General features: G+C 54.1%; 1 protein-coding gene and 3 rRNA genes. 3 read left to right on the forward strand and 1 reads right to left on the reverse strand.

The annotated features are described in order from the left end of the window. Nucleotides 1-46 precede the first annotated feature (46 nt). The 3 genes from BLW21_RS11430 (at nt 47) to rrf (ending at nt 4909) form a co-directional block, all read left to right on the forward strand. Nucleotides 47-1565: ribosomal RNA gene (locus BLW21_RS11430) — 16S ribosomal RNA — on the forward strand. Nucleotides 1566-1768: 203 nt separating this feature from the next. Continuing rightward, a 23S ribosomal RNA gene (locus BLW21_RS11435) occupies nt 1769-4682 on the forward strand. 115 nt (nt 4683-4797) lie between these two features. After that, a 5S ribosomal RNA gene (gene rrf / locus BLW21_RS11440) occupies nt 4798-4909 on the forward strand. The 16S, 23S and 5S rRNA genes sit together here, the layout of an rRNA operon. Before the next feature lie 273 nt (nt 4910-5182). Here rrf and BLW21_RS11445 read toward each other — a convergent pair. Further along, a protein-coding gene (locus BLW21_RS11445; RefSeq protein WP_092740127.1) for an IS3 family transposase occupies nt 5183-6282 on the reverse strand; the annotation gives its coding sequence in 2 pieces (ribosomal slippage) (nt 5183-6030 and nt 6030-6282; 1101 coding nt in all). Between the last annotated feature and the right edge of the window lie 595 nt (nt 6283-6877).

The following is a 6877-nucleotide window of genomic DNA, read 5'->3' on the forward strand; positions in this document are numbered from 1 at the left end:
CAGCACTTGACATCAGCCATAGTTCGCTATGGTGTAGAGAAATCTTACAATGGAGAGTTTGATCCTGGCTCAGGATGAACGCTAGCGGCAGGCCTAATACATGCAAGTCGAACGGGTGTTCTCTTCGGAGTACACTAGTGGCGCACGGGTGCGTAACGCGTAACCAACCTGCCCTGAACTGGGGGATAGCCCGCCGAAAGGCGGATTAATACCGCATAAACCAACAGAACGGCATCACATAATTGGTAAAGATTTATTGGTTCAGGATGAGGTTGCGTACCATTAGCTAGTTGGCGGGGTAATAGCCCACCAAGGCGACGATGCCTAGGGGACCTGAGAGGGTGATCCCCCACACTGGCACTGAGATACGGGCCAGACTCCTACGGGAGGCAGCAGTAGGGAATATTGGGCAATGGACGAGAGTCTGACCCAGCCATGCCGCGTGCCGGATGAAGGCCTTCTGGGTTGTAAACGGCTTTTCTCAGGGAAGAAAAAGACCATGCGTGGTACACTGACGGTACCTGAGGAATAAGCACCGGCTAACTCCGTGCCAGCAGCCGCGGTAATACGGAGGGTGCAAGCGTTGTCCGGATTTATTGGGTTTAAAGGGTGCGTAGGCGGCTTGTTAAGTCCGGGGTGAAAGCCCACAGCTCAACTGTGGAACTGCCCTGGATACTGGCAAGCTTGAGTCCAGACGAGGTTGGCGGAATGGAAGGTGTAGCGGTGAAATGCATAGATACCTTCCAGAACCCCGATTGCGTAGGCAGCTGACTAGGCTGGTACTGACGCTGAGGCACGAAAGCGTGGGGAGCGAACAGGATTAGATACCCTGGTAGTCCACGCCGTAAACGATGGATACTCGCTGGTAGCGATATACTGTTACTGGCTTAGCGAAAGCGGTAAGTATCCCACCTGGGGAGTACGCTCGCAAGAGTGAAACTCAAAGGAATTGACGGGGGCCCGCACAAGTGGTGGAGCATGTGGTTTAATTCGATGATACGCGAGGAACCTTACCTAGGCTAGAATGCGCGTGACCGATTCAGAGATGAATCTTTCCTTCGGGACACAAAGCAAGGTGCTGCATGGCCGTCGTCAGCTCGTGCCGTGAGGTGTTGGGTTAAGTCCCGCAACGAGCGCAACCCCTATGTTTAGTTGCCAGCATGTAATGATGGGGACTCTAAACAGACTGCCTGCGCAAGCAGTGAGGAAGGCGGGGACGACGTCAGGTCATCATGGCCCTTACGCCTAGGGCTACACACGTGCTACAATGGGCGGTACAGCGGGTTGCTACTAGGTGACTAGATGCCAATCTCAAAAAACCGTTCTCAGTTCGGATCGGAGTCTGCAACTCGACTCCGTGAAGCTGGAATCACTAGTAATCGCGTATCAGCAATGACGCGGTGAATACGTTCCCGGGCCTTGTACACACCGCCCGTCAAGCCATGGAAGTTTGGTAGACCTGAAGCTGGTGCTCGTTAAAGAAGCCAGTTAGGGTAGAACAAGTAACTAGGGCTAAGTCGTAACAAGGTAGCCGTACCGGAAGGTGCGGCTGGATCACCTCCTTTCTGGAGCTTGTTCGACCCTTCGGTTCGCCGAAAGAATGAATACTTATAACGTCTTTTCCTTTCATTCACTTTTCTGACTCAATTGGAGTTGGAACACGTTCTTTGACATAGAGGAAAACAGAGTAAAAGAAAAAGAAAGCAACAAGAGTGATTAACCTATGGTTAGTCACCCGAGCCGGATCTGTCTACGGACAGGTCCTCTACGAGAAGTAGAAAAGGGCACACGGGGGATGCCTAGGCTCTCAGAGGCGATGAAGGACGTGATAAGCTGCGATAAGCGACGGGGATGGGCACATACCAACTGATCCGTTGATTTCCGAATGGGGCAACCCACTAGTTTGAAGAACTAGGGCCTTTCCTTGTATGAGGAAAGGGGCAAACCCGGGGAACTGAAACATCTAAGTACCCGGAGGAAAAGAAAATAACAATGATTCCCCAAGTAGTGGCGAGCGAACGGGGAGGAGCCCAAACCGGGTTGGTTACGGCCAGTCCGGGGTTGTAGGACCTCAACATCTGATTAAGTTACTTTAGCCGAACGACATGGGAAGGTCGATCATAGAGGGTGAGAATCCCGTAGGCGAGCTGGTAATTTACGGTAGAGGATTCCTGAGTAGGGGGGAACCGGAGAAATTCCCTCTGAATCCAGCGGCACCATCCGCTAAGGCTACATACTCCTGAGAGACCGATAGTGAACTAGTACCGTGAGGGAAAGGTGAAAAGAACCGGGAATACCGGAGTGAAAAGAACCTGAAACCGTGTGCCTACAAGCAGTAAGAGGACTTTAGTGGCCTGATAGCGTGCCTTTTGCATAATGAGCCTACGAGTTACTCCTCTCTGGCAAGGTTAAGAACTTGAAAGTTCGGAGCCGCAGCGAAAGCGAGTCTGAATAGGGCGCAGAGTCAGAGGGGGTAGACGCGAAACTTTGTGAGCTACCCTTGAGCAGGTTGAAGGTTGGGTAACACCAACTGGAGGACCGAACCAGTTTCCGTTGAAAAGGATTTGGATGACTTGAGGGTAGGGGTGAAAGGCCAATCAAACTGAGAAATAGCTCGTACTCCCCGAAATGTATTTAGGTACAGCGTCGGCGTAGAGTTACATGGAGGTAGAGCTACCAATAGGACTAGGGGGTGTCACAGCCTACCGAATCCTGATGAACTCCGAATGCCATGTAATATAGCCGGCAGTGAGGCTTGGGGTGCTAAGGTCCCAGGCCGAGAGGGAAAGAACCCAGACCATCTGCTAAGGTCCCTAAATTCGGACTAAGTTGAACAAAGGAGGTCCACTTGCTTTGACAGCCAGGAGGTTGGCTTGGAAGCAGCCATTCCTTTAAAGAGTGCGTAACAGCTCACTGGTCGAGCGAGAGGGCATCGATAATACGCGGGCATCAAGTCCGGTACCGAAGCAATGGATTTGACATTTAATTGTCAAGTGGTAGGGGAGCATTCTAGTCAGCGGTGAATGTGTATCGTCAGGTATGCTGGAGCGGCTAGAAAAGCACATGTAGGCATGAGTAACGATAAAGGGGGTGCGAAACCCCCTCGCCGATAGACTAAGGTTTCCTGCTCAACGCTAATCGGAGCAGGGTTAGTCGGGACCTAAGGCTAGGCCGAGAGGCTACGTCGATGGACAGCTGGTTGATATTCCAGCACTTATGAAGTGGAGTGATGCAGTGACGCAGTAGTGAAAGTACCGCGAGCGGACGGAAGTGCTCGTTAAAGGGTGTAGGTATAGGGCTGGTAGTTAAGTACGCCGGCTTTGCTGAAACCTGATAGTACCTTGCGGCTTCGGCCAACGGGATAGTGTACCTAATCAGACTGCCAAGAAAACCTGCTAAGCGTTTACTGCTTTATAACCCGTACCGCAAACCGACACAGGTAGTCAAGGAGAGAATCCTGAGGCGCTCGAGTGAATCACGGCCAAGGAACTCGGCAAAATGGTCCTGTAACTTCGGGAGAAGGGACGCTTCCTCGTAGCAATACGAGAAGCCGCAGTGAAAAGGCCCAGGCGACTGTTTAACAAAAACACATGGCTTTGCTAACGCGTAAGCGGACGTATAAGGCCTGACACCTGCCCGGTGCCGGAAGGTTAAGAGGGGAACTTAGTGGCGCAAGCTGCGAAGGTTTGAATCGAAGCCCCGGTAAACGGCGGCCGTAACTATAACGGTCCTAAGGTAGCGAAATTCCTTGTCGGGTAAGTTCCGACCTGCACGAATGGTGTAACGATCTGGGCGCTGTCTCAGCCGTGAGCTCGGTGAAATTGTAGTCTCGGTGAAGATGCCGAGTACCCGCCACGGGACGGAAAGACCCCGTGCACCTTTACTATAGGTTGACATTGACGCTGGACAACACATGTGTAGCATAGGTGGGAGACGTTGAGCCAGGGCCGCTAGGTTTTGGGGAGTCGCCGTTGAAATACCACCCTTGTGTTGTTTGGTGCCTAATCTGCGGAAACGGAGACAGTGTCTGCTGGGTAGTTTGACTGGGGTGGTCGCCTCCAAAAAAGTATCGGAGGCTTTCAAAGGTCCGCTCAATCCGCTTGGTAACCGGATGTAGAGCGCAATAGCAGAAGCGGGCTTGACTGTGAGGCCTACAAGCCGAGCAGGGTCGAAAGACGGATATAGTGATCCGGTGGTTCCGTATGGAAGGGCCATCGCTCAAAGGATAAAAGGTACGCCGGGGATAACAGGCTGATCTCCCCCAAGAGCTCATATCGACGGGGAGGTTTGGCACCTCGATGTCGGCTCGTCACGTCCTGGGGCTGGAGAAGGTCCCAAGGGTTCGGCTGTTCGCCGATTAAAGTGGCACGCGAGCTGGGTTCAGAACGTCGTGAGACAGTTCGGTCCCTATCTGTGGTGGGCGTGGGATATTTGACAGGACCTGACTTTAGTACGAGAGGACCGAGTTGGACCAGCCGCTCGTCTGCCAGTTGTGCCGCCAGGTGCAGTGCTGGGTAGCGACGCTGGGATGAGATAAGCGCTGAAAGCATCTAAGTGCGAAACTCACCTGAAGATGAGATATCCGATTTAAGAGCCGTTCGAGACTAGGACGTTGATAGGCCCCAGGTGTAAAGTCAGAAATGACATAGCCGAGGGGTACTAAGGGCTCGAACACTTCTGTAGCATACAAGCTCCTGCGTGCAAACGCGGACTTCGCTTACTTTTTCTTTTACGCTGCCTCTATGTCGAATTTCACAGCCGCACCGGTGCGAACACGCCGGTATGTGCTGAATTGATAATGGTGGCTTTAGCCCGGGTGTTCACCTCTTCCCATTCCGAACAGAGTCGTTAAGCCCCGGAGCGCCTATGGTACTGCCTTCATCGGTGGGAGAGTCGGTCGCCGCCAACCTTATCAAGCCTGCTGCCCCGCAGCGTCCTATGCCTTACCGGGCGGGATGCGCGGGGCAGCTCGCGTTTATGCCCAACCGTAACGCATGGACATCTACGCTACTGTACTATTATACTATATGCGTGCTAATACATCATGGCCCGCTTTCTCAATTGAGGAAGCGGGCCATGCTCCATTAGAGGGGGTTAATGTTACTCGTCCGCCTGCAAGGTCGCCGCGGTGAGTGCCATGACTGTAGGCTTCCCCATGAAGTAGGCCAGCGAAAAGTAGAGGTCAGGCGGCTTGACGAAATTCGGTCGGGGTCATAAGATGCAGCGCCTGGTGCGGGCGCAGGTGGTTGTAATCATACTGCCACAAGCGGCAGTGTTCGCGCACTTGCTGCAAGGTAGCGAAGAGGTAGCCGTTGAGCAATTCGCGGCGGAACGAGCCGTTGACGCGTTCCACGTAAGCATTTTGCGTGGGGCTGGCGGGCTGAATCCACTGCAGTACGATGCTTTGGGGGCCACACCAGTCCTGCAGCGCCTGGCTAATGAATTCCGGCCCGTTGTCGACGCGCAGCCGGGCAGGCGGACCATGGCGCTCGACTAGGGTCTGGAGCAAACGCACGACGCGGGCGGCGGGCAGCGAGAAGTCGACCTCGATGCCGAGTACTTCCCGATTCCAGTCCTCGACCACGTTCAGCGTCCGAAAGCGCCGCCCATCGGTTAACGCATCGCTCATAAAGTCCATCGACCAGCACTGATTTGGGGCCTCGGGCACGGCCAGCGGCTGGCGGACGCGTTCGGGCAAGCGGCGTTTTTTGCGCCGCCGGCTCAATTGCAGGCGCTGGGCCTGATAGAGCCGCCACACCCGCTTGTGGTTGACGAGCAGCCCATCTTTGCGCAGCCGATGGTAGTACTTCCAAAAGCCCCAGCCCGCGTGGCGTTTGACCAAGGCCAATAGCGCGTCCACGAGCACCGTATCGGCCGCCTGCCGTTCGGCTTGGTCGCCCCGGCCGGGCGGCGTAGCGTAGCTGGCCCGCGCCAGGCCCACCAGGGCGCAGGCCCGACGCCGGCTCAGCCCCCGCGCCACGGCGTGCTGGGCCACGGCCCGCCGCTCGGCCGGGGCCACTACTTTTTTCGCAAGACCTCTTTAACTACTTGGTTTTCCAGGCTCAGGTCGGCCACCAGTTGCTTAAGTCGGCGGTTTTCTTCTTCTAAGTGCTTGAGCCGTTGCAACTCGGTCAGCTCCAGGCCGCCGTACTTGCTTTTCCACTGGTAAAACGTGGGCTCACTGATGCTATGTTCGCGGCAAATTTGGACCACGGTTTGGCCCTGGCCTTGCTGGCGCAGGGTGCCAATGATTTGGGCTTCATTAAAGCGACTCTTTTTCATGGGTTGCAGGAAAAGGATGGGAAAAGATACCCTCTGCCTCTACTTTTCACTGGCCTACTTCATGGGGAAGCTTACATGACAACCTCTAGGCCGAAAGCCTGTGGTCCCGGTTCAAAACGAAGGTACTCGAACTGCGAGCGGCCCATTTTCGCTGATCCAGCCGATCCAGCTGATGCGCAAGCCAGCGCCGCGGACCACTTTAACTATCATAACCATAACTGATTGCATTCCAGCAACTGGTGCCAAAGCCTTATCATGCTCACCAACAACTTTCCCCAATACCAACCCAAACTATCCAGTTTAATCGAATTACCTCATGCATGTCTGTTACTGAGCACAGGTATTTATTCTCCCAGTTAGCGCCGCGCCGGCCGTAGCCGCATACTCCAGTTTGCCTAATGAAGCCTCTTTAGTCTCTTCGTGCTATAAAAAGGGTATTTAACGAGTTACGCCCTATTGGAAACAAGGAAGCTGTTTAGAAAGTAGGCACTGGTCGATAGAAACGCAAAAGACTCCCACAATACGGGCGAAATTTGGGGTGCGAGCCACCTTGTTTCACCTGCTTCATGGAAGTCCTGCCCAAAGATATTATCCG

Source organism: Hymenobacter psychrophilus (assembly GCF_900107135.1).
Taxonomy (GTDB): Bacteria; Bacteroidota; Bacteroidia; order Cytophagales; family Hymenobacteraceae; genus Hymenobacter; species Hymenobacter psychrophilus.